Source organism: Bacillus sp. GB_SG_008, from assembly GCF_052038115.1.
In the GTDB taxonomy this organism is placed as follows: Bacteria; Bacillota; Bacilli; order Bacillales; family Bacillaceae_G; genus Bacillus_A; species Bacillus_A rhizoplanae.
Map to the genome: position 1 here is coordinate 1 of NZ_JBPZSK010000016.1, position 21,146 is coordinate 21,146.

General features: G+C 37.4%; 19 protein-coding genes and 1 tRNA gene. 2 read left to right on the forward strand and 18 right to left on the reverse strand.

The window, feature by feature from the left end:
• Window positions 1–75: transfer RNA gene (locus ACTDJC_RS21885), tRNA-Asn, on the reverse strand.
• A 105-nt stretch (window positions 76–180) separates the two neighbouring features.
• The gene (locus tag ACTDJC_RS21890) at window positions 181–645 is read right to left on the reverse strand and encodes a SprT family protein (RefSeq protein WP_230575867.1); all 465 of its coding nucleotides are present in this window, start codon (window positions 643–645) and stop codon (window positions 181–183) included.
• Window positions 646–755: 110 nt separating this feature from the next.
• Here ACTDJC_RS21890 and cmpA point away from each other — a divergent pair, with 110 nt between their 5' ends.
• The gene (gene cmpA, locus ACTDJC_RS21895) at window positions 756–869 is read left to right on the forward strand and encodes a cortex morphogenetic protein CmpA (RefSeq protein WP_098309274.1); all 114 of its coding nucleotides are present in this window, start codon (window positions 756–758) and stop codon (window positions 867–869) included.
• A gap of 129 nt (window positions 870–998) precedes the next feature.
• Here the strand turns inward: cmpA and ACTDJC_RS21900 are convergent, their stop codons facing one another.
• The 6 genes from ACTDJC_RS21900 to acpS form a co-directional block, all read right to left on the reverse strand.
• Window positions 999–3,167 carry a Tex family protein gene (locus ACTDJC_RS21900; RefSeq protein WP_440604672.1) on the reverse strand — a complete coding sequence of 723 codons (2,169 nt, stop codon included), beginning with the start codon at window positions 3,165–3,167 and terminating at the stop codon, window positions 999–1,001.
• Between the two features lie 65 nt (window positions 3,168–3,232).
• Window positions 3,233–3,583, reverse strand: coding sequence for a type II toxin-antitoxin system endoribonuclease NdoA (gene ndoA, locus ACTDJC_RS21905; protein ID WP_020063273.1), 351 nt, complete (start codon window positions 3,581–3,583; stop codon window positions 3,233–3,235).
• Between the two features lie 4 nt (window positions 3,584–3,587).
• Window positions 3,588–3,875: an antitoxin EndoAI gene (locus ACTDJC_RS21910; protein WP_000004571.1), complete on the reverse strand. Its 288-nt coding sequence runs from the start codon at window positions 3,873–3,875 to the stop codon at window positions 3,588–3,590.
• 247 nt (window positions 3,876–4,122) lie between these two features.
• Complete coding sequence (gene alr, locus ACTDJC_RS21915) at window positions 4,123–5,292, reverse strand: alanine racemase (RefSeq protein WP_440604673.1); 1,170 nt, start codon at window positions 5,290–5,292, stop codon at window positions 4,123–4,125.
• Window positions 5,293–5,552: 260 nt separating this feature from the next.
• Window positions 5,553–6,500: a LolA family protein gene (locus ACTDJC_RS21920; RefSeq protein WP_440604681.1), complete on the reverse strand. Its 948-nt coding sequence runs from the start codon at window positions 6,498–6,500 to the stop codon at window positions 5,553–5,555.
• A gap of 156 nt (window positions 6,501–6,656) precedes the next feature.
• Window positions 6,657–7,016, reverse strand: a complete 360-nt coding sequence (gene acpS / locus ACTDJC_RS21925) for a holo-ACP synthase (protein ID WP_098309278.1) — start codon at window positions 7,014–7,016, stop codon at window positions 6,657–6,659.
• A gap of 88 nt (window positions 7,017–7,104) precedes the next feature.
• On the opposite strand from acpS, the gene ACTDJC_RS21930 reads away from it, so the two are divergent.
• Window positions 7,105–7,659 carry a rhomboid family intramembrane serine protease gene (locus tag ACTDJC_RS21930; protein ID WP_440604674.1) on the forward strand — a complete coding sequence of 185 codons (555 nt, stop codon included), beginning with the start codon at window positions 7,105–7,107 and terminating at the stop codon, window positions 7,657–7,659.
• 166 nt (window positions 7,660–7,825) lie between these two features.
• On the opposite strand, the gene uvsE is transcribed toward ACTDJC_RS21930, so the two are convergent.
• The 10 genes from uvsE to ACTDJC_RS21980 all read right to left on the reverse strand — a co-directional run bounded on the left by uvsE (window position 7,826) and on the right by ACTDJC_RS21980 (window position 21,024).
• Complete coding sequence (gene uvsE / locus ACTDJC_RS21935; RefSeq protein ID WP_440604675.1) at window positions 7,826–8,788, reverse strand: UV DNA damage repair endonuclease UvsE; 963 nt, start codon at window positions 8,786–8,788, stop codon at window positions 7,826–7,828.
• Window positions 8,789–8,892: 104 nt separating this feature from the next.
• Window positions 8,893–10,440, reverse strand: a complete 1,548-nt coding sequence (locus ACTDJC_RS21940; protein ID WP_440604676.1) for a DEAD/DEAH box helicase — start codon at window positions 10,438–10,440, stop codon at window positions 8,893–8,895.
• Between the two features lie 655 nt (window positions 10,441–11,095).
• On the reverse strand, window positions 11,096–12,472 hold the full coding sequence (locus ACTDJC_RS21945) for a UDP-N-acetylmuramoyl-tripeptide--D-alanyl-D-alanine ligase (RefSeq protein WP_440604677.1): 1,377 nt from the start codon (window positions 12,470–12,472) through the stop codon (window positions 11,096–11,098).
• A 61-nt stretch (window positions 12,473–12,533) separates the two neighbouring features.
• Entirely contained in the window at window positions 12,534–13,622 is a 1,089-nt protein-coding gene (locus ACTDJC_RS21950) for a D-alanine--D-alanine ligase (protein WP_440604682.1), read from the reverse strand.
• Between the two features lie 408 nt (window positions 13,623–14,030).
• Window positions 14,031–15,305, reverse strand: coding sequence for an MDR family MFS transporter (locus ACTDJC_RS21955; RefSeq protein WP_440604678.1), 1,275 nt, complete (start codon window positions 15,303–15,305; stop codon window positions 14,031–14,033).
• 104 nt (window positions 15,306–15,409) lie between these two features.
• A complete protein-coding gene (locus tag ACTDJC_RS21960; RefSeq protein ID WP_440604679.1) occupies window positions 15,410–16,825 on the reverse strand; it encodes an amino acid permease in 1,416 nt (471 codons plus the stop codon).
• Window positions 16,826–17,206: 381 nt separating this feature from the next.
• On the reverse strand, window positions 17,207–18,382 hold the full coding sequence (locus ACTDJC_RS21965) for a homogentisate 1,2-dioxygenase (RefSeq protein ID WP_141525037.1): 1,176 nt from the start codon (window positions 18,380–18,382) through the stop codon (window positions 17,207–17,209).
• Window positions 18,342–19,298 carry a fumarylacetoacetate hydrolase family protein gene (locus ACTDJC_RS21970; RefSeq protein ID WP_440604680.1) on the reverse strand — a complete coding sequence of 319 codons (957 nt, stop codon included), beginning with the start codon at window positions 19,296–19,298 and terminating at the stop codon, window positions 18,342–18,344. Before ACTDJC_RS21970 ends, ACTDJC_RS21965 begins: the two co-directional genes overlap by 41 nt.
• Window positions 19,299–19,479: 181 nt before the next feature.
• Window positions 19,480–20,598 carry a 4-hydroxyphenylpyruvate dioxygenase gene (gene hppD, locus ACTDJC_RS21975; protein ID WP_253628393.1) on the reverse strand — a complete coding sequence of 373 codons (1,119 nt, stop codon included), beginning with the start codon at window positions 20,596–20,598 and terminating at the stop codon, window positions 19,480–19,482.
• Window positions 20,599–20,913: 315 nt separating this feature from the next.
• Window positions 20,914–21,024 (reverse strand): DUF3948 family protein, encoded by a 111-nt coding sequence (locus tag ACTDJC_RS21980; protein ID WP_141525038.1) that lies wholly within the window; start codon window positions 21,022–21,024, stop codon window positions 20,914–20,916.
• Between the last annotated feature and the right edge of the window lie 122 nt (window positions 21,025–21,146).

Sequence of the window (21,146 nt, forward strand, 5' to 3'; positions counted from 1 at the left end):
TGGCTCCGCAGGTAGGACTCGAACCTACGACCGATCGGTTAACAGCCGATAGCTCTACCACTGAGCTACTGCGGAATAAGAAAGACATTTTTCATCTTATAAAAAATCATTTTACAAGTCAAGCACTTCTTACAATATCTTGTAGTGAGCTGACATGTTTATACTATACTGGATTGATTTTTAACTGTCAAGGTGTTTTTTCACCTGCTTCAAACGTCCTTTACACTTTCCGCAAACGTAGCGATTTGTATTTATTCTTCTCCTTCTTATGTATTGGAAGCCACACGATAAACAAACATATACGTATTGTTTTTTCTCTTTCCTCTCATCAGGAATTCTTTTGCAAAAACGCGGCGCATCTACCTTATTCAACAACTCACGAAAATCTCTGTCTCTATGTTGATACCCTTTCCCCATAAGATGTAAATGATAATGACAAAGCTCATGCTTAATTACTGCAATTAATTCCTTTTCTCCATAAGCTTGATAATAATGATAATTTAATTCTATATTGTGTGTCTCTAACATATATCGCCCACCTGTCGTACGTAAACGTTTATTAAATGTCGCTTTATGCAAAAAAGGCCTCGCAAAATATTCTACTGATATTTTCTCCACCAATCTCTGAATATCTATTCCCTGCATCCGCATCTCTCCTACTTATAACTAAAATAAATTCACACGTCTTATCTGTCCCCTGCATACATTAAATAGTACATATACCCATCCTCACTTCTGTAAAAGGAGGGATTCATATGCCAGCATGGCTTCGTAAACAAATGCGGCGTGCTTATTATGAAAAAAACCGATATCAAATCAAATTACTTAACGAATGCTGGTTTTTTTATAAAAAAAAGCAATATCCTTAGTAAATAAAGGGAGCGGAACATCCCTCCACTCCCTTTTCATGTATCCGACACTTAATGGATAGCAGCTCCTATTAGCAAATTAACTCTCAGTGTAGAATGAAGAAAGCCACAATGATTCCTTTTACTTCATCACTCTATTGGTAGCATAGATAAAGCGACGCGTCCTTTTTTCATATCAACCTCATCGACCCACACTTTTACAATTTGTCCGACAGACACGATATCTAATGGATGTTTTACAAACTGCTTACTCATTTTTGAAATATGAACTAATCCATCTTGCTTCACACCAATATCAACAAAAGCACCAAAATCGACAACATTACGAACTGTACCTTCCAATTCCATGCCTCGTTTTAAATCTTCTAGTTTTAAAATACCTTTCTTAAGAAGCGGCTTCGGTAATTCATCACGTAAATCTCGCTCTGGACGAATAAGAGCATCAATAATATCTCGCAAGGTCGGTTCACCAATGTTTGTTTGCTCTGATAATGATGGAATTTCTACTTCTTCTAAACGCTTCTGCAAATGAGGTTGTCCAACATCTGCAATAGATAATCCTAAGCTTTTCAATAACAGCTCTACATTCTTATATTGCTCCGGATGAATACTTGTTCGATCAAGTGGATTTTCACCTTCTAGAACACGTAAAAAACCGATACATTGTTCATATGTCTTTGCACCTAATCGCGGTATATCTTTCAGCTCAGCACGTTTTATAAATTTCCCGCTCTCTTCGCGTTTTTTTACAATGTTTTTCGCAACTGTTTTTGATAAACCAGAAACATATTGCAATAAGGAAACAGAAGCAGTATTTACATTCACTCCAACTTGGTTTACAGCTGTTTCAACAACAAATGTTAATGATTCATTCAACTGTTTTTGTGATACATCATGTTGATATTGCCCTACACCAACAGACTTTGGATCAATCTTTACTAATTCTGCAAGCGGATCTTGCAAACGTCTTCCAATGGAAACAGCGCTTCTTTCTTCAACTTGCAAATCAGGAAACTCTTCCCTTGCTAAGTCTGATGCTGAATATACACTCGCACCAGCTTCATTGACAATAATGTAAAATACATCACGTGGAACTGCTTGTAATACATCTACTACAAATTCTTCCGTTTCACGAGAAGCTGTACCATTTCCAATTGCAACTACTTCTACTTCATACTTTTCTAAAATTGAAATACATTTCTTTTTCGCTTCTTCATATTTCCTAACAGGCGGATGTGGATAGATAACGTCGATATGAAGTACTTTTCCCGTATCATCTACGACGGCAAGTTTACACCCCGTACGATATGCTGGATCTACAGCTAATACAAACTTCCCTTTCATCGGCGGTTGTAACAATAAATTCCTTAAGTTCTCTGAAAAAATATGAATCGCTTGTTCTTCCGCTATCTCTGTTAACTCTTTACGAATTTCCCTTTCAATAGATGGTTGAATTAAACGCTTGTAACCATCTTCAATCGCCTCTTGCACATAAGAAGTACTTGGCGCGTATGATTTATGAATTACTTTTTTATGTAAAAACTGAATGATTTCTTCAACCGGAGGAACGATTGCTACTTTTAAAATTTCTTCTTTTTCACCGCGATTCATGGCTAATACACGATGAGGTACAACTTTTTGTACTGGCTCTTCATAGCTGTAATACATTTCGTATACATTCTTTTCATCTTTTTCTTCATCTTTTACAACTGCTGAAATGGTTCCTTTTCTAAAAGTAGTATTACGAATCCAACTGCGATAAGATGCTTCATCAGATACGTATTCTGCGATAATATCTTTTGCACCTTGTAACGCTTCTTCTGGTGAATGAACTTCTTTCTCTTCATTTACGAATACTTTTGCTCTTTCCAACGCATCATCCTTCGCAAACGTTAATAACCAATCCGCTAAAGGTTCTAACCCTTTCTCTTTTGCAATCGTTGCTTTTGTTCTTCGTTTTTCTTTATATGGACGATATAAATCTTCCACTTCTTGTAGTTTTGTTGCAGATACAATGTTACGACGCAACTCTTCTGTAAGCTTTCCCTTTTCATGAATTAAACGCAACACTTCTTCTTTACGATTTTCAAGTTGAGTGACATACTGCCATCTTTCTAAAATCGAACGAATTTGCACTTCATCTAATGAGTTTGTCCATTCTTTCCGATAACGAGCAATAAATGGAACTGTATTACCCTCCTCTGTTAATTGAATAACATGGCGTACTTGCTTCTCTGAAAAATTCAATTCTTTCGCTAACATTTTCATTAACTCTTGACGGTCATCTACCATTTCCATTTGCAACAAAACCTCCTTAATAATAAAAAAAGCTGCTCTTAAAAGAGAGCAACTTCAATGTTGAACTAAAAATCTATCAGTCCTAAACTAATTTGCAGAGCTTCATCTACACGATTCATCATCAGATCGTCTAACTGAGTGATTTTGTCCGTTAAGCGCTGCTTATCGATTGTTCGAATCTGTTCGAGCAAGATAACAGAATCTCTCTCAAATCCATACTTTTTTGCATCAATCTCCACATGGGTGGGCAATTTCGCTTTCTGAATCTGTGCAGTAATGGCCGCCACAATCACAGTAGGACTAAAACGATTCCCAATGTCATTTTGAATGACCAGAACCGGACGAACGCCTCCTTGCTCAGAACCAACAACTGGGGAAAGGTCTGCAAAATACACGTCGCCGCGTTTTACAATCAAAAGATTACCCCCCGCTAACTAAGCGTTCTACTGTATGAGCTGCTTCATACTCCGCTAAGAAAGCTTCAGATGCAATACCAAGATTAATTTTTCCCATTTCAATGTACCCACGTCGCATTGATTCATGCTGGTAGCGCTTCTTTGTTTTATGTTGGCGCAATAGCAATTGTGTTGCCTGGCAAATAAGTTCATGGCGATTCTTATTCTCTTGTTTTCCAATTCCGTCTAATTCTGTTACCACTTGTTTTGGCAACCGAACAACGATTTCAGTAGTTACACTTGATTCGGACACAAAAATACACCTCCACCGTCAACTACACACACACACATATATATGACACCTATTGTAATAATACCATTGTATGAAGCCTGTTGCAAAGACTTCCTGATTTCTTGTTTTATGTTTTCCAATTTGGAAATAAAACATTCACTTCCTTGTACTTTTCTATGTCCTTCTTCCAAATTGAGTTTCTTAACTTGTCAAAAAGGGACATACTCACCTTTTTATAAAGGTACACTTGAACTATAGAATTCTCATCTTATATGCCATTTAAATAATTTACAACCTCTACAACTTTTCCATTTTTTACATATACACGCGGAACACGAAAACTAATTGTTGCAATAATTTCATAGTTAATTGTCTCCGAATACTCGGCAACCTCATTAGCACTAATATACCGATCATTTTGTCTTCCAATTAGAGTAACTTTTGTTCCAAGCGGCACTTCATATGGTACATGAATCATCATCATATCCATTGTAACCCTGCCTACAATCGGCACTCTTATATCATTTACAAGCACCTTGAACCCCTGCAACCTACGTAACCAACCGTCAGCATATCCAACAGGCAATGTGGCAATCCATTCTTCTGTTTTCGCTCGATAAGTAACGTTATAACTAATTCCAGCATCTTTTGTCACCTGTTTTATATGTGTAACCGTTGTATGCCAAGATAATGCAGGATCAAGCTTAATCGGTAAAAAAGGATGGATTTGCATAGATGAGAGCAACCCATACATTGCAATCCCTATTCTGACAGCGTTAAAAGTAACACTTTGAAAACGTAAAGTTGCCACACTATTAGCTGTATGAATAAATTTTGGGGTTAATCCAAATTCTTTTAGCCAACTTAGTTGTTCCAAAAACATATTATACTGCTTATCAAAATAAGCTGTCTCCGCTTCATCAGCTGTTGCAAAGTGAGTATAAACCCCTTCTAATTTTAAAAAAGGCGCATTTTGTAAACTTTTTAGAAACCTTTTCAATTCATCTTTTCTATGAATTCCAATTCTCCCCATACCGCTATCAAATTTAAGATGAAAATGGAGTGACCTTGAAGAATCCCACACCTTTTCCGCTTTTTCTATCCATTCTTTTTGAAACACAGTTAATGTAATCTCATTCTCTGCTGCCACATTAACGTCTTCCGGACGTGAAGAACCTAATACTAAAATAGGAACTGTAATTCCAGCTCTTCTTAAGACAAGAGCTTCATCCAAGAATGCAACAGCTAATCTTGTGGCTCCTGCTGCTAACGCTGTATTTGCAACTTGCACTGATCCATGACCATATGCATTTGCTTTCACAACAGCAAAAATCTCCACATTTTTCGGAATGATGGATTTAATACGAGTCAAATTATCATAAATCGCATCTAAATTTACCTCTACCCACGTATCACGATAAAATGGCGATTTTTCCATCCAGAAAAAACACTTCCTTTATACGATATGCAAAGCTTATTCTTTTATATTCACTTTTTTTCTTACCTTTATTCCATCATATTAAGCGCCGCTTTCATCAACAGATTCTACACATCAAAAATACTATTTGTTAAATCGTGATAAAGCGAAACTTCCATCGGTGGGGTTTTCTTCATCCACCACTGATGGAAAGCCCGCCCAATTGGGCTTTTACGGGATAAAAAACGCGGTGTACTCTGTAGCCACCACGTCTTAGTCGTTTACTTCACTTGTTTTTGAGTCACAGAGCGCGCTACCATTAACAACTCATCTTGTTTTAAACCTTTTGATACAAGCATATACTCGACTCCATTATGTGACCATGTAACAGAATCTTTTGTTAATGCACCAATTGCGAAACCTAAATCAACAGGCTCCCCATTCATATTTTGCAATGCGATAGTTGGTGCTACCTTCGCTTTTTCTTGTATTAATGTAAAACTCTTCTTATTGTCAGTGTACGTAAGAATACTACGTTTACCACTGTCTGTCTTAAATTCTTTCTCCTCTTTTAAAGTCATACCTTGCGGCGTATCACTTGGGTATAACACAGCAAATGACTTCTCTTCTTGTGCTGTCGTTTGTATATCGACTTGCGCTCTAGACATATTTTGTTTCGTATCAAACGCGCCTTTATCAAATTTTGTATCAAACTTTACTTTAGAAAAATCTACTTGCACAAGAATATTTTGATCATTGTCCATCAACTTCACCGAAACAGGTGCTAAATCTTTTTTATTAAATGTAATTTGTTGCCTTGGCAACATATTTTGATGATGATAGTTTGTTTTCGTTTCAAACACATAATATTTGTCTGTTTTCTTAAATGAACGGTCCTTATCGCTCAAAATATCCCTGACAAGTGATTCATATAAATATGCTTGGCTGCTATTTTGCGGCCAATCACTTTGAAAACGAAAACTTTTATTTAAAGACGGGGTAAGAACGAATACACCTTCATCATTTCGTAAAATAATCTGGCTTTGATCTTTCTTTGCATTTTTCAAATTCACTCGGTAATACGAGGGTTTTTTATACCAAACCTCAACGTCATATACTTGGGGTTCATTTCCTGTTTTAATTGATAATTTCGCTTCCGCTTGATAGCTTTTCATATCTTTTACTCTTTCATTCAAGTCTTGCACAACATCTTCCTTCTTCTTCTCCATACAGCCCGCTAACAGAAAAACGGTCAACAAACCGACAATAAACAAAAATAGCCGCCTTTTCATATGTTCAGCCCCTTTGTCTCAATAAGTAAGTGGAAGAAAACCTCTTCCTTAACGCTACTCAAATATATGAGACAAAGAGATGAAATATGCAGACTAGCTTGACGGGCTTTCTAAAATGACTTGTGCCACCGCAAACTCTCGGCTATGGCTAATCGAAAGATGAATAGTATGATTTGTATTTGCAAGTAAAATCGGTTTTCCTCTTTCATCATTCGTGATTTCAATATGTAAAAAGCTAACCTCTTTTCCAATTCCAGTACCAAGCGCTTTCGAGTATGCTTCTTTTGCCGCAAAGCGTCCTGCAACAAATTCACTACGCCTCTTTCCTTTTAACGAATGTGCTACTTGGCGCTCTTTTTCTGTTAAAATACGCTCTATAAATTTTGGTTGCCCTTCTATCATCTTTTCAATTCTTTCAATTTCAATAATATCGATTCCAATCCCTACAATCATATCCTTACGTTCCTTCCTTCTATTTTCTTCCTCATTTTCATATTGTAAGAATAACAGACAATCCGTTAACAGCAAAAGGGGTGAAGATATGAATACTCCATTAAAATACTCATTTACTTCTTTTCCTCCGATTACTACTGCATTACTTTTCATACAACTTGCTTTACTATTATTAGGGAATAAGGTACTATCTATCGGAATCGCCTGCAATGAGTGTATCGCTGAAGGGGAATGGTGGCGAATTATTTCTTCATTGTTTATCCATACAACATTTTCTCATTTTTTATCCAATAGTATTTGCTGCTTAGCACTCGGCTTTTCATTAGAAAAACAACTGCGGAGCATTCGATTTTCACTTGCGTTTCTTATATCTGGAGTCACTGGAAATATCATCTCTTACTTTATACTTCCAATTCAGTATGCTCATACAGGAGCTTCAGGTGCCATTTTTGGGTTATTAGGTCTGCAGCTTTACATATTCTATATGCAATACCGCCCAAATAGAAAAAAAGAAACCCTTCTCTTTTTTGTTATTTTATCCATTCTCCTAACGTTTACATTTGTCGACAAAACAACAAACTCAATTAGCCATCTCGTTGGATTACTCACGGGTGCTTGCTTAGGTCCATTACTCATAAAGTGAAACTTCCATCAGTGGGGGAGTTTTTCATCCCCCACTGATGGTTAGTTGAACCAATCGGGCTTTTACGGACAGTTATCCCCCACCTATCTTCCTTGCTTCTCTCTCAACCTTAAGGTGGGGGCTTACTGTCCGTTAATGCGGGATAAAAAAATAGATGGTGCATCGCTTACTTTACAAAAAAGCTTGCACCATCTACTATCTCTATCCCACCCTTATCTTTCATATCTCTCATCAACTGAAAGAGTGCCTCGTCTTTTTGTTTCGCTTCTATCATACAATGTATTTCCTGAACACTCTCTTTTATATATTGCAAGAAAGAAAAAAATTGATCAGAATCAATAAAATCAGCATGGGCCCTTAGATCATTTCCTTCTCGTGGACTAGAAATATGCATTTTAATCGGCAAAGGAGATTGCCCCCACGTTTGTACAACACGTTCCCAATGAGTTTCCCACTCTTCAAAGCCGTGATTTACCATATGATGATGCAAATCAAAAACTACTGGGATTCCAAGTTTTTCTCCTAAGTACAATGTCTCTTTTAAAGAAAATGTTGTATCATCATTTTCTAACATAATCATCTTTTGAATCCCCACCGGAACAAGTGACCAGTTTTCAATGAATTGTTCTAGTGCTTTCTCTTTATCCTCATACGCACCGCCAACATGTAAAACACAGCGATGCGTTCTATCAATCCCCATTCCCTTTAGCAACTTCCCATGCATCTGCAATGTTTTCACGGACTGCTTTAAAATCGGAGGATGTAATGAATTTAAAACGACAAAATGATCGGGATGAAAATCAATTCGCATTCCTTGACGCTTTGCATATTCTCCAAGTTGTTTTAAGTTTTCTCTTAACCGCTTTATATAATCCCACTCTAACAACGCCTCATGGTTTGCCAAAGGAATGATTTTCGAACTTAAGCGAAAAAATAAAACATCATGTCCATAATTATGTTTTAACAACCGTAGACAATTCTCTAAATTAGAATTAGAAATCCTCTCCAATTTTTTGATTGCTGCTTCTCGATCTTGTATTCGCTGAAACTGCGCATACGTCATTGTTTGAGAAGGAGAAGCATTTTTCAAATGGATACTCATTGCAACATACCCAAGCTTTACAAGCATTCCATTTCCTCTTTTCCGATACAAGTTCTATGTAGTATACCCAATTAAAGAAACAAAAAAAGACAGCCTTTATGAAAAAGACTGTCTCTCTTCTATGAATTTAATTAAGCTTGTGGCTTACGGCTTGTGTGCTTTCTTTCGCCACCGCGTCCTCTAGGAGCTCCAGAACGACCTTCACGACCTTCACGTCCTTGACCTTCTCCTTTACGGCCTCCACGATTGCGGTTGCCATCACGATTACGACCGCCTTCACGATTACGGTTACCATCGCGGTAACCACCTCTTCCATTTCCGTTCCCGTTTCCGTTTCTCTTTCTAGAACGATCTTTTGAAACTACAGGTGGTTCTGATGTTAAAGAAACTGGCGTTGCATCCGGCTCTTTTGTCATCATTTTTAAAGCAGCTGCTACAACCGCTACAGAATCATGCTCTTCTAACAGCTCTTCTGCAATACGTTTGTAGTATGATAAGTTTTCACTTTCAATCGTGCTTTGAAGTTTTTCAGCGATTAAACGTTGTTGTCCTTCTAAAGCTTCATCTAAAGTTGGCGGATTCATACGATCCATTTTGCGTTTTGTTGTACGTTCAATATTCTTTAATTGACCTGCTTCACGTGGTGTTACAAACAGCATAGCAAGACCTGTTTTACCTGCACGGCCAGTACGACCAATACGGTGTACGTATGATTCTGGATCTTGTGGAATATCAAAGTTATATACGTGCGTTACACCTGAAATATCAAGACCACGCGCCGCTACGTCTGTCGCAACAAGAACTTCGATTGAACCTTCTTTAAATTTACGTAATACAGAAAGACGCTTCGCTTGTGTTAAATCACCATGAATTCCTTCTGCTGCATAACCACGTAAATTTAACGCTTCTGATAATTCATCAACACGACGCTTTGTACGACCGAATACGATTGCAAGCTCTGGAGATTGAATATCTAATAAGCGTGTTAACACATCAAATTTCTTTTTCTCTTGCACTTCTACATAGAACTGCTGAATGTTTGGCATTGTTACTTCTTTAGCTTTAACCTTAATATGTTTAGGCTCGCTCATGAAGCGTTCAGCAATGCGACGGATTGGGTCTGGCATTGTTGCTGAGAATAATAATGTTTGGTGTGTTTCAGGCACATCCGTTAAAATTGCTTCAATATCTTCAATGAAGCCCATGTTTAACATTTCATCTGCTTCGTCAAGAACAACTGTCTCTACGTTTTGCAGACGAAGTGTTTTACGTTTAATATGATCTAAAATACGTCCTGGCGTACCCACGATAATGTGTGGGCCTTTTTTCAACGCACGGATTTGACGGTTAATATCTTGGCCGCCATAGATTGGTAAAATGCGAACGCGCTTATGTTGACCAATTTTGTATAGCTCTTCACCCACTTGAATTGCTAACTCACGAGTTGGCGCGATAACGATACCTTGAACTGTATCTTGATTTGTATTTACTTTTTCTAATAATGGTAATCCAAATGCAGCTGTTTTCCCTGTACCTGTTTGAGCTTGACCAATGATGTCGTCACCTTGTAAGGCTACTGGAATTGTTTCTGCCTGAATTGGTGTTGCCTCTTCAAATCCCATGCTTTCAACAGACTTTAGCAAAGAACTGCTTAATCCTAATTCTCGAAATGTTGTCAATGTTACTTCTCCTTTTCTATCTAAAATAGCCCAGATTATTCCTTCTTCTAATATTCACAGGATATACAAGTAAGGTTGGACTAAGTCTTCTTCAGACAAAATGCGTCATCATCGCAAGATTGCCTGACAATTATAATAAAACTAGCTTTTGAAAACTGAATGTAGAAAGCCGCAACAAAAATATGCGCCATACAAGACATTCAAACGTAAAGCTAGACAAAAGTAGTCCCAAAAAAATTTATCGACGGGATAGAGGGGTTAGGCGGAAATCACTCCCAACTCCACTAACGCCAAGCGCCGAGCAAAAATGCCTGGCACGCTAGAAACCCCCACTTCAAACAATTATAACTTTCAAGTGGCGGGAGCATTTTTCCTAACTATCCATTCAAAAAAGACATTTTCCGTGTTTGCGGAAAATGCCCTTTCCCTTATGTTCACGTATATAAACGGGCCTACATTTATCACAAAAATACTCTACAACGTTATTACACCCTATCAATTATAAGTTTTGTATGTGTAAAAAGCAAACCCAACTCTTCCCTTATTTTACATATTGATTTTTCTATCCTTGTTCCAACTTTCCATCTCCGTGTTGTAAGCGCTTCTTTATTTTATCCCGTATTAACGGGCAGTAAACCACCTACTAATGGAAGCTTCACTTTATCATCGCAATAACTTCTTCTAATTTCATTCCACGAGATGCTTTTACTAATACAACGTCTTTCACATCAACGACTTCTTTTAAATCTTTAACAAGTTCTTCTTTATTGTCATAAGCTTTTACGCGTTCATTAGAAAAATTAATTCTTGCACCTTCTGCCATTTGTGCCCCGAGCGTACCGTACGTAAATACATATGCAATACGAGCTGGATCAATTAATTTTCCAACTTCATAATGAAATTGTACTTCTTGGTCACCAAGCTCTAACATATCGCCAAGCACAAGGATTTTTTTAGAAAATCCATTTAATTCATTCATTAAATGGAATGCTGCTTCCATCGCTGTCGGACTTGCGTTATATGCATCATTAATAATTGTTAACCCTGCATCTGTTTTCACAACTTCCATACGCATGCCTGTCATTTTCAAATTCACTAAACCTTGTTTCATTTCTTCCCAAGTTACACCGAAAAATTCAGCAACCGCCATTGATGCTAATGCATTATATACATTATGCTTCCCAAGAACGGGTAAATAAAATGCTACATTCTGCGCTTGATTCATCGTAAATTGTGTACCTGTTGCCTCTAATTTTACAGATACCGGGTAATAATCGTTCGCTCTTGCATCACCAAACGTAATTGTCTTTGCAGATAAATTCATCCCTGGCACGCGTGTAGTTAACAATGGTTCATCTCCGTTATAAACAAATACGCCATTATCTTGTAAACCTGCGACAATTTCTAGCTTCGCTTCTGCAATTCCATCACGAGAGCCCAAATCCATTAAATGTGCTTCTCCAATATTTGTAATAATTGCTGCATCAGGGCGAGCAATCTTGGACAAAAATTCAATTTCCCCACGGCTTGACATACCCATCTCTAATACAGCCATTTCTGTATCTTCTTCTAAATTTAAAATCGTCAAAGGCAGTCCAATATGGTTATTGAAATTCCCTTCTGTTTTTTGCACTTTAAATTTCGCTCCAAGTAAGCTTGTCACAATATCTTTCGTTGACGTTTTTCCGTTACTTCCTGTTACACCAACTACTTTCACGTTTAACTGGTCGCGATAGCTCTTCGCCAATGTTTGTAGCGCTTGTAATGTATCTTCTACAAAAATAACTGGTAAATTTGTTGGCGGGTTCGCTACACCTTTCTTCCAAAGTGTTGCAACTGCACCGCTTTCTATTGCTTTCTCCACAAAAGCATGACCATCAAAACGTTCTCCTTGAATCGGAATATATAAGTTTCCTTGTTCAATTTTTCTTGTATCAATGGAAACACCTTTTATAAGTACATCATTCCACTGCCCTGCTAGGCCAGTTCCACATACCATTTGCTCAATTTGCTTCAATGTTCTTTGTATCATACAAAAACACTCCTTACACGGAAGAAACACTATTCATTTGAATAGTGCTTCTCCTTTCTTGTTAGATTGTATATTTAATTTTTTGTTTTTCTTCGTGACGCTCAATCGCTAAACGTACTAGCTCTTGAATAAGCTCTGGATACGGCACTCCCGTATTTTCCCATAAAAGAGGGAACATACTAAACGGCGTGAATCCTGGCATTGTATTTACTTCATTAATAAATACGTCGCCATCTTTCGTTAAGAAGAAATCTGCTCGTGTTAATCCCGCACCATCTAAAGATTGAAATGCACGAATTGCATACTCTTTAATCTTCTCATATTCCGCTTCTGTAATTTCAGCAGGAATAACCATTGCTGTATCGCCATCAATGTATTTTGATTTATAGTCATAGAATTCTTTTTTCGCCACAATTTCGCCTACAACAGAACATTTCGGTTCATCGTTTCCTAATACACCAATTTCCACTTCACGACCGATAATATTCTCTTCTACGATAATTTTACGATCGAATTGGAACGCTTCTTCAAACGCATTCTCTAACTCATCACGATTTTTACATTTATTAATTCCAACGCTTGAGCCAAGGTTTGCTGGTTTCACAAAACATGGATAGCCTAATGTTCCTTCAACTTTTTCATACGCTGCTGTGCGATCTTTTTCCCATACACTGCGAATAAACGAAACATATTTAGCTTGTGGCAATCCCGCTTCTGCGAAAATATTTTTCATAATGACTTTATCCATACCTGCAGCCGATGCTAACACACCGTTCCCTACATATGGAATATTCATAAGTTCTAACAAGCCTTGTACTGTTCCATCTTCACCATTCGGTCCATGTAATAACGGGAAGATTACATCAATTGCATTCTCTTTATCAGAAGCTGCCATTGGGATAATCTCTGAACTTAATGATACAGGAGAAATTGCATTTTCTTCTCCATTTAATTGCAACGCTTGAACGCTTTTCACTTCACCTTCAATACGCTCACCGCGCATCCATTGTCCTTGTTCAGTAATATAAATTGGATGAACCTCAAATTTTTCTTGATCTAACGCTTTACTAACAGCAAGAGCCGTTTGTAAAGAAACTTGATGCTCCGCTGATTTTCCACCATATAATAAACCTAATTTAATTTTCATAATGAAATCCACCCTAATCGTTTGTTTTCATTTTTCTATTGTAGCACTTTTTACGAAAATAGGTAGTTCCTATTTGAAATAAAGTAAAACTTCCATCAGTGGTTTTTTCATCCCCCACCTATCTGCTTAATTCTCTCTACATCTTGAGGTGGGAGCCTTACTGTCCGCTAATGCGAGATAAAGTAAAACTTCCATCAGTGTGGGATTTCCCCCCCTACTGTTGGTTAGTTGGACCAATCGGGCACATACCAGCAGTTATCCCCCTACCCATCTTCTTCGCTTCTCTCTGAATCTTGAGGTGAGGAGTCTTACTGCCCACGAATAGCGAGCTAACTAAGCTAACATAATAATTTTTCTAGTTATGTACCTAATAATATGAAAAAAAGAACCTATTTGTGTATGCAGAAAACTTTATGACGTTTGTTTGACCATGTCATCTTTTTGTCTTTGCTCTACAAGTCGGTCTAATGATACGTAAACAAGGCCCGCTATCATACATCCAATCCCTAAAATCGTAAATAAAATGTGACCCAACAAACGATCAAGTAAAATACCACCCAGTAAAGGTCCAAACGCATTACCTGTAATCCATTGTAAGCTAGCTGCTCCCATATACGTACCTCGTAAATGTTCTGGTGCTAAATTTGCTACAAATGTCATTTGCACAGGAGACATAACCATTTCTCCTAGTGTATAAATTACATATACGATTAGTAATGTAACAAGCACTACAGTAGCATTTGTCCCAGCTCCTCCAAACCACCTCGGAAGCCAACCGATTGTAAGAAGACCTATTCCAAATAACCAAGCACCATACAACATCGTTTTCCCAACCGGTTTATCTGTCGCCCATTTCGAAATTTGAAATTGAAACAAAACCACCAAAAGTCCATTTACTGCCATTAAATAAGGAAATGGATTATTCATTCCAAATATCCCCTTCATTTCATTATCAAAATGAAGCGGAAGCATACCTTCTGTTTGCGAAAATCCCATTGAAATAACAATTCCGGCTAATAAATAGATTAGTAAAATTTTATCTTGAAACACAACTTTCCATACAGATTGTCTCGTTCCCTCTCCCTCACTCACTTGTTTTACTACACCCTTCGGCATTGTTTCTTTAATAAGTAGTAAAACTAGCAGCGCATAGAATAACATAGAGGACGATGCGATAATAAAAATAACAGTTTTAGACAGAAGTACAACCGAAGCACCTAGAATCGGCCCAATTGCCGCTCCAATATTATGTCCCATCCGCAGCAAACCATATGCTTCTGTTCGCTTTTCAGGTTCTGTTACATCCGCTACCATCGCGGAGGCCGCCGGGTGAAACAGCGAATTACTAAGACCTAAACAAATAGATAGAATAGCATACGGTATAAAACCATCTATAAATAAGAAACCAAGCATTAAGACCGCATTACTAGCCATCGAAAATATCATAATTGGCTTTCGCCCATAAATATCTGCAATTCTCCCACCTATAAGCGAACCAAAACTTGCTGCAATAGGGGACAACGCCATAATAATTCCCACCTGTAGTAGTGAATCCACTTTTTCTTTTAAATATAATGCAAAAAATGGCATTAACATCATCATTGCAATTCCATTTAATGTTTCTCCAATAAACCGGATCCAAACATTACGATCCATCCCCTTTAACTCTTGCCATGTCTTCTTCATATTCCCACCCCTTTTATCGACCACCTTTCATCTTATATCAATTTTAGAAAAATGTAAATTTTCAAAATAAAGAAGCCGTTCTTTTTGTAAGAACGGCTTTCTCTTTATAAATTCACAGTTTTTTTATCATCTTTTTCTTTATTTAATGCACTATGCTTTCTGCTATATACGAAATAGACTATAACTCCAATCGCCAACCAAATACCAAAACATTCCCATGTAATCGCTGGTAATTGAAGCATTAAGTATAGACAAAAAATTACTGCTAACGCTGGTAAAAACGGTACAAGTGGCGCTTTAAATGCACGCGGTAAATCCGGATGTGTTTTTCGCATTACAATAACCGCTATTGCAACAAGTACGAATGCAGATAGAGTTCCGATATTCACAAGGTGAGCCAATACACTTAGATCAACAAGCCCTGAAATAAGAGCTGCTACAATACCTGTTATCCACGTATTTAAAAATGGCGTTTTAAACTTCGGATGTACTTTCGAAAGACGTTTCGGTAATAGACCATCACGGCTCATTGCATACGATACACGTACTTGACCATACATCATAACTAACATAACAGTTGTAATCCCTGTAATAGCACCTACCGAAATAACACCCGCCAAACCATCTTGTCCAATAAATTGAAGCGCAAATGCTACTGGATCTGATCTATCCAATTGACCAAACGGTACAATACCTGTCAAAACAAGTGAAACCGCAATATATAGGACTGTACAAATTAATAGTGATGCAATAATACCAATCGGTAAATCACGCTGCGGGCGTTTTACTTCCTCCGCTGCTGTTGAAACAGCATCAAAACCAATAAAAGCAAAGAATACTGTCGCTGCACCTACCATTACACCATTAAAACCAAACGGCATAAACGGTGTCCAGTTTTCTGGTTTTACGTATTTAAATCCAGCGAAGATGAATAATAGTACAACGGCTAATTTAATGAATACCATAATGTTATTTACGCGGGCACTTTCACGAACACCTCGTGATAAAAGAATAGTCATAATTAAAATAATAAGAACAGCTGGTAAATCAATTATTCCACCTTTTCCTGCCCCTGGAGCAGAAGCTAAAATCGTTGGAATATGAATTCCAAATCCATTTAATAAAGACTGAAAATAAGCTGACCATCCATTAGCAACAGCTGATGTCGCTAATAAGTATTCAAGCATTAAATCCCATCCAATTAAGAAGGCAAATACCTCTCCCATCGTTGCATACGTATACGTATACACACTACCAGATACCGGTACACTGGAAGCAAATTCAGCATAACAAAAGGCAGCAAAGGCACAAGCTAGTGCAGCTAATGCAAACGATAAAATAACGGCAGGCCCAGAATGTTTCGCAGCAACTACCCCTGTCAGCACGAAGATCCCTGTTCCGACAATTGCTCCTACCCCTAACAAGGTTAAGTCTAATGCCCCTAATGTTCGATCTAATTTTTTCTGACTTCCTTCTTGTAACAATTGTGTCAGCGGCTTTTTTTGAAAGATTTGCTTCATACTCTGCACCTCAACATTTATAATTTTCTGAAAATTTTAATATTTATTTTTATTGTACTTATTACATCTTTTTTCGTCAATAACTTCTGTCGAATTTAACAGAAAATTCATATTTCTTCATAAATAAAAAAATTTGTACGAAACAGATTGAGATTTTATACATTTTCTTTATCCTTCCCCTACCTTCTTTAAGCCTTCAAAAGATTGTGGTAAGTTACCATACTACTGTATGCAAAGAGGTTATATAGTTATATGGTTATATTCTTATATCTTTTTATAAACATTTTTGGTATTTTATATAATGTCGATTCTTTTATTAAAACAAGCACGCTCATAAATGAGCGTGCTTGTTTTGTTTTTCATACATAATAGGCATTCACCTTATACAGTATATGAGCCTTGTTCTAGCCAACTATACATATATTGTCCATCTTCCATCTCATGTGCATGCTTTATCACGCGTAGCGGACGGAATGTATCAATCATAACAGCTAGTTCAATAGTTTCTTTTTTACCAAGACTTGCTTCTGTTTTTCCAGGGTGCGGGCCATGTGGGATTCCACTTGGATGAAGCGTGATAGACCCTTCCTCTACACCTTTTCTGCTCATAAAATTCCCTTCCACATAATAGAGCACTTCATCACTATTTACATTACTATGATAATACGGCGCTGGGATTGCTTCTGGATGATAATCATATAGACGCGGAACAAATGAACAAATGACAAAGTTATGCCCTTCAAATGTTTGGTGTACTGGTGGTGGCTGATGAATGCGCCCTGTAATAGGCTCAAAATCCTCAATATTAAATACCCATGGATATAAATGACCATCCCATCCAACAACATCTAACGGATGATGCTGTAAAACATGCTTATGCATATATCCTCTAGACTTTGTCATCACAACAAAGGCACCTTTTTCATCATACGTTTCTAACGTCTCTGGACCACGAATATCACGCTCACAAAATGGACTATGTTCTAATAATTGTCCATACTCATTGCGATAATTACGCGGTGTGGTAATTTGACTATTTGCTTCAACAACGAGGAATTTCGATTCTCCAACTTCAGGGATTACACGGTAAATCGTACCGATTGGAATGATAATATAATCTCCTTTTCGATAATGAATCGTACCGAACATTGTCTCAATTTTCCCAGATCCATAATGAACGAATAGCATTTCATCTCCATCGCCATTGCGATAAAAATAGTCCATTTTCTCCGTCGGATTTACAACCCCGATTATTAGATCTTCATTTCCTAATAGAAAATTCCTTCCGTTCACGGCATCTCCTGTTTTTCTATATTCTTTCGTACGAAAATGACGATGCGCTAACGCCACGTCTTCTTCATACTGCATATGACACGATTGAGCTAAAGAAGCATGACCGACTTCAGTTGGCATGTAATGATGATACAAAATAGATTGCGTACCAGAAAAACCTTTCGTTCCCATTACTTGCTCACGATAGAGCGACCCGTCTTGTTTACGAAATTGTACATGTCGTTTACGAGGAAGTTCCCCCATGCGACGATAATACATGCTCATCCCCCGCTTTCTTTTCTGCTTTTACCGTATTACGCAATGTTCCTAAGCTAGTAATCTTTAACTCTACCACATCACCAGCTTTAAGCCATTTTTCTGTTCCAAGCTCTAAAATACAGCCGCTTCCAACTGTACCAGAACCAAGTATATCTCCTGGGTACAACGTAACATCTTGGGATGCTCGTTCAATCATTTCAGCAAACGTATAATAGATATCTTGAAAATTACCTTTTGACCATTGTTCTCCATTAATATGAGCTGTCATTTCTAAATTATAACGATCATCGCTTCGATATACGTCTAACTCATCTTTCGTCACAATATACGGCCCAAGTGAGGTAGCAAAGTCTTTTCCTTTTGCTGGTCCAAGCCCGACTTTCATTTCATGCGCCTGTAAATCTCTAGCGCTCCAATCATTCATAATGCAGTAACCAAAAATATATTCATGAGCTTGTTCACGCGAGATATTTTTACCTTCTTTACCAATGACACAAGCAATCTCTAACTCATAGTCAAGTTTCTTTGTTGCACCTGGGCACAAAATAGCTTCTTCCGGCCCAATAACAGCACGATGATTCGTAAAATAAAACACCGGAATATCATACCACTCTGGAACAACATCTAAACCACGGCGACCACGCGCTGTTTTTACATGTTGTTCAAATGCATAAAAATCACGAATACTCCCTGGGTTTGGTAAAGGTGCACAAAGCTGTACATCCGTAATATGATAAACACCGCTCGTTGGTGTGCCAATCTTACGAACTATTTCCATATATTCATCTGATTTCTCTAAAAAAGAAATCATTGTAGAAGGAAGTAACCCTCCACTTGCTGTATGCATATCAATAACCTTGTCACCTTCAAGCCAACCAACTCTCAGTTCTTGTGAAGGAAGACGAAATGTAATAAACTTCATCGTTTTCTCTCCTCGCTTTGAAAGTAAAGCAGCGGGCGGAAGGAGTACCTCTCCTAACCGTTATCCCGCTCCAACGGAAAACGCGATACCTATCTATTTACTGAGAAATCAAAGAAGATAGCTATCAATACGAGTCCGATTGATTCAACTAACTATCAATTTGGAACTGCTAAGTTTCACTTTATAGATTTCCTCTGCGTGCCTGCTCTCTTTCAATCGATTCAAATAATGCTTTAAAGTTTCCTTCACCAAATCCCCTTGAGCCTTTACGTTGAATAATCTCAATAAATAAAGTTGGACGATCCACAATTGGCTTTGTGAAAATTTGTAATAAGTAGCCTTCCTCATCACGATCCACAAGGATCTTCAGCTCTTTTAATTTTTCAATTTCCTCATCAATTTGACCAACACGTGCTGTTAATTCTTCATAATACGTATCTGGTGTATCTAAAAATTCCACGCCGTTTGCACGAAGCGCAGAAACAGTTTTTACAATATCATTTGTTAATAACGCAAGATGTTGTACGCCAGCTCCGTTATAGAACTCTAAATACTCTTGGATTTGTGATTTTCTTTTTCCTTCTGCTGGTTCATTGATTGGAAATTTAATACGACTTCCGTTTGTCATTACTTTCGACATTAAAGCAGAATATTCCGTACTAATATCATCATCATCAAAATGAATCATTTGTTTAAAGCCCATTACATTTTCATAATAACTTACCCATTCTTCCATTTTTTCAACATTACCAACAACATGATCAACAGCAATTAGTCCTGTTTCTTCAAAAGGAGTAGTAGATTCTAGTGGTTCATATCCTGGCATAAACGCACCTTTATAATTTTTACGCTCTACAAGCGTGTGAATTGTATCACCATATGTGCCAATAACTGCCTTTTTAATTGTTCCATGTTCATCAGATAACACTTCTGGCGGAGCAATTGCAACTGCACCGCGTTTTACAGCTTCTGCATATGCTTTCTCTACATCTTCTACAAGAAGTGCCACATCTTTTACACCATCGCCGTGCTGTTTCACAAACTCAGCAATGCGGCTATTCGTGTTTAAAGCACCTGACACAACAAAACGCATATTTTTTTGCACAAGTACGTAAGATACTTTATCACGGTTTCCTGTTTCTAAACCGGAATATGCAGCTATACGGAAACCAAATGCTCTCGCAAGGTAATAGCTCGTTTGTTTTGCATTACCAACATAAAATTCTAAATGATCAACATCACGTACTGGAAAAAAATCCTCCATTTGTGCTGCTAAAGTATCCATAGACTTTTGTTCCATACTTTCCTCATCTCCCTGTAATATAATTTTCCAAATATTTCTCCCAAAAGAACGCAAGCGCTTCCAAATATCAGTAAAAAATAAATTGCACCGCAATTATTTTTTGTCAATTTTAATTTTTCTATTTTTTCTGTCAAATACCTCCCTTTTTCTTGCATAGAAAATTCGACTTTTTTCTGTTTCTCTCCTTATATTATATAAAGTGAAACTTCCATCAGTTCCTCTTTACTGATAACTCAACGAAAACACAAAGAGGGACTCCGTTTTTTCGAAGTCCCTCTTTTCATTCACGTTCAAATTTACACAGAATTTAAATTATACTAAAGCACTTGAAAGAAACATGATAAGTGCTGTTAATGCTGTTGCCACTCCTGCTGATCCTAGTAAATCCATTTTTGTTAATTGTAATACTTCTTTAGTTTCCATTATTCTCATGCTCCCTTTAATAGATTTCTGTATGTAACTTGCATTTTGTAATAGTTTTCCGCTCTACTATGTACAAAAATTACTATGAATTATACTAAAACGCTTGAAAGAAATACGATAAG